Annotated in this window: 3 protein-coding genes and 2 pseudogenes; 2 read left to right on the forward strand and 3 right to left on the reverse strand. The window is 57.5% G+C overall.

What is annotated here, in order from left to right; genetic code table 11:
* On the forward strand, positions 1–215 hold a 215-nt coding region (locus AC1DUU_RS25975), incomplete at its 5' end, for a helix-turn-helix domain-containing protein (RefSeq protein WP_476786249.1).
* Between the two features lie 922 nt (positions 216–1,137).
* Positions 1,138–2,292 (forward strand): DNA topoisomerase IB, encoded by a 1,155-nt coding sequence (locus AC1DUU_RS25980; RefSeq protein ID WP_476786250.1) that lies wholly within the window; start codon positions 1,138–1,140, stop codon positions 2,290–2,292.
* Positions 2,293–2,664: 372 nt separating this feature from the next.
* Here AC1DUU_RS25980 and AC1DUU_RS25985 read toward each other — a convergent pair.
* From AC1DUU_RS25985 to AC1DUU_RS25995, 3 genes and pseudogenes are all read right to left on the reverse strand, one after another.
* Positions 2,665–2,883: pseudogene (locus AC1DUU_RS25985) on the reverse strand (integrase core domain-containing protein); the annotation flags it as partial.
* A 101-nt stretch (positions 2,884–2,984) separates the two neighbouring features.
* Positions 2,985–3,389, reverse strand: a pseudogene (locus tag AC1DUU_RS25990) (PIN domain-containing protein).
* Positions 3,361–3,660, reverse strand: coding sequence for a hypothetical protein (locus AC1DUU_RS25995; protein WP_476786251.1), 300 nt, complete (start codon positions 3,658–3,660; stop codon positions 3,361–3,363). Before AC1DUU_RS25995 ends, AC1DUU_RS25990 begins: the two are co-directional and overlap by 29 nt.
* Positions 3,661–3,764: the final 104 nt, after the last annotated feature.

The following is a 3,764-nucleotide window of genomic DNA, read 5'->3' on the forward strand; positions in this document are numbered from 1 at the left end:
GGATAGCCTCGGTGCTGCAGCGCATGACCTGGAGTAGCCAACAGGTCCTGTTGACGCAGACCGAGGTCGGCACGATGGCCTCAGCGTCACGCCGTCAAGTCAATGCCGCCTTGAAGCGGTTTGCCGAGAACGGATGGCTGACGACCAATTATGGTTCGATCACAGTCTTGAATGCCGAAGCGTTGCGGATCTTCGGAGATGAAGATTGTCGTTGAGTTAAAGCCAATTCCCGATTCGGAAAGGTCGTGCCTTTTACCCAAAGCGTCGCCTGGGGCGTTGCGAAAACCTGTATGTCGTGCGGTTTTCCGACCGGTTTGCCATCCCTAAAGGCGACGAAGATAACTTTGTAGCCACTGTGCGGATCCCGATTCCAGGAACCATGCTGGCCGACGAATGCGCCGCCTTTGAATTGGAAACCAAAGAGCGACCCTGTGTTGAACGTCCCCAACGAGGCAGTATGCGGGCCTAGCGCGTAATGCGGGGTGATAGCCTCGGCCCTCGATTAGGTCGTGGCGGTTTTGGCCGGACATCGACATGTTGCCCGAAATAGCTTCAGGGCCAACCGTATAAGCTGCGTCTGCGTACCGACGTTAGTCCGGAACAAGATCATTGCCGATCTCATCTCGTTCGTTCTCGGCAACCCAAAGCCGCCATGAAAGACCATTCGGATTGCCTATCTGACGCAAGCAAACCCGTGCGACGCGTGGCGAGATCAATCTCAAGAATGCCGGCGCTTTTTTTCCTCCGCTCCCATCCCATTTTCACCGACATGCTGTTGGATCCGACGGTGGCATAGAGCATGGTGCCGTCACGCTGGCGATCACGTCCTTGGTCCAATGGTGGTTGATCGTCCCAGCGAGCAAATCCACGATCTTTTCGCCTGCGCCTGTGGGTTTGACCGCGGGGAATCAGGAAAGGAAACGATTGCGTCGGTATTGGCGACATAGAGCTTGTTGCCAATCAGAGTCATCCCACAAGGGCGGGTTCAGGCTTTGAAGGAAGGTGGTCCGCAATTCGGCCCTCCCCATCTCCGTCAGCGTCAAGAAGGAGGGATATGCGGTTGGCGCTTTTGGAGGACGCTCCCGCTCGCTTCATTGCTGCGGATTGGTCCAGTGCTCGGAGGCCTCAGGATTTTGGATGTTTAGCAAGCCGCACACAAAGGTCCGCGGCGGCCGCTCGTCTGCAAAAGCGTTCCTGTCGTGTAGTGTGCTGGAACTGTTTTGCGGTTGCAGGCTTGTGCTGGTTCGGGGTGTTGCGATGCTTAACGATGGCGATACAGCAAAGGCGGCACGATCAGCGTCGCTAAAATATGTGACCGATAGTGAGCCCGGCGTTCTGCGGCGGAGAATAGGAAGATCTTTTCGCTATACGTCGAACGGCAAGACAGTGAGCACGGCCACACGTGGGCGCATTGAAGCGCTCGCCATTCCTCCCGCATGGACTGAGGTCTGGATATGCCCCGACCCGGATGGACACATTCAAGCGACCGGGCGCGATCAGCGGGGGCGCAAACAGTACCTGTACCACCAGCAATGGTCGCAATCTCGCGGTGACGCTAAGTTCTCTGGCCTCGTAGATTTCGCACGAGCTTTGCCCCGCCTGCGCAAACAAGTCGAACACGATTTAAGGTTACGGGGACCCGTGCGTGAGCGAGTCCTGGCTCTCGTCGTTTGGCTGTTGGACCAAACGATGATCCGTGTCGGCAGCTCCACCTATGCGAAAGCAAATAGGAGCTATGGGCTGACAACACTGCGGAACAAGCACGTCAGCATCGCAGGTTCGATGATCCGTTTTGCATTCAAAGGCAAATCGGGGAAGGAATGGAATCTGAGCATCGCTGATCGGCGTATGGCGAGGGCGATGAGATCGCTTCAAGATATTCCAGGTCAGATGCTGTTTCAGTATTTGGATGATCAAGGTGGCAGGACCGCAGTCACTTCAAACGACGTAAACGCCTACATCCGTGAAGCAAGCGGAGGCGAATTCACGTCCAAAGATTTCCGCACTTGGGGCGGCACTGTTCGAGCCCTGACGCTTTTTGCTGGACGCGAAGTCCCTGACACCGACCGCCTGATTAAGCGGGCATGCAACGAGGTGATCGATCAGGTTGCCAATCATTTGGGCAACACCAGAACCGTGTGTCGGCAAGGCTACATTCACCCACTTACGGTGGAAGCTTGGAGCAAGGGCAGCCTTTCAACTAATATTGCAGCGCTTGGGAGGCCGCCGCGGGTATTGCGGCTAGATCCGCAAGAACGCTTGGCCCTCGCATGGTTGGAGCGTTTCACCTAGCGAAATTCGACCAGTCGTGACTTTGATGCTGCTCTTCCAAGTCGAGGGAGGAATTGGAACATGTCAGACCGAAAATTCGGGAGAAGAACCGACAGGAGCATCGTTCGTCAGCGCGGCAACGCCCCGGTTGAGGATTGGCTCAAGCGGTATTCTCGCTATGCTCGGCGCCAGCAATTGTCAGGATCAGACTTCCCCAGGGGTCACCAGGTCTACCGTGAACGCTGAAACGTCCGCGAAATTTCGCGTGACAACCGTCATTCCGTGAACCAGTGCTGTGGCACCGATCAGCGCGTCGCGCTCGGCGCACGGATCTGGCACATGTGATCGCGCGCAGCGCATAGATCGCGTGGCTGCCCTTCGCTTCGACGACCGTTGGTAGAAGTCGAACACGTCTTGCCTGGCCTCTTCGCGCGTTTGGCAGATCCTGCGCCGTATCCGCTCGCGCTTGAGTAGGTTGAAGAAGCTCTCCGCCACGGCGTTGTCGTGGCAGTTCCCACGTCGGCTCATCGAATGCTCAAGATTGTGGTGCCTCAGGAAAGCTGTCCAGTCCGTGCTGGTCAACTGGGCACCCTGGTCAGCTGTGGCTAGAATTGCCTGCGAGCTTCACCTTCCTGGCATGCTTTCGCCCGCAACATTTTGCAAGACCCGGGTGATGTCCACGAGATCGCCACCATTGAACAGCACGTGCATTCTCATTTCGCGCGCAGCGGATTGATGAAGCCTGTCCCCGCAAAACCCTTCTCGTTGTCCGTGACGACGACACAGCCATTGGCTGTGGCGACGGAGGCGATGATCATGTCGAGGCCGCTGCGAGGGCGCCCTGATGCTTTACTGTCGGCCAGGAATGTCGCCCAGATCAAGCCCGCGCGCTCGTCGAACRGGAGTACGCGCCCTGCAAAGAGAACCTGCGGGCCTTCGGGACCGGAGAACCATGTTTCCAACGTCTGCCGCTTCCGGCCCGAGGGCTTTTCCAGGATGCCGCGGCGGATTTCGGCCACAGTAAGCGACGCTATGAAGAGCTCGTCGTCTTTCTACGCGCCCAGCCATGTCAGCAGCGCTTGTAGCGCGTCACAGATCAATCTTACGCCCCGCCACATGGGGGCGGCTTAGATCGAGGTCGGCACCGACTAGAGGCGAGCGTCGGAGTGCTGCGAGAATGCCGCCGATCTTGGGTGGCTCGCCAGATATGGTCTGGGCGACGGCAACACGTAGCCGAGCGGCATCGGGGCCGTCTTCGGCCAGTCGGCGCGCAAGTGATCGGATCAGGTCGCGATCACCATCGCGGCCCAATACCTCAAAACGTGTAAGGCCACGTTCGCCGAGGCGGGTCCGATAATTTTGGATTGCTCGTTTCTGGGAAGTGCCCACTGATGCCTCCGGATTGTTGCCAGTAATATAGCTAGAGATGGAGGGTTCGACACGGCAAACAAAGAGTCCCTTTTGATTACCGCCGAAGGAGGGCCATACTGGAT

The sequence above is a fragment of the Aminobacter sp. P4_H6_2 genome, from assembly GCF_056400805.1.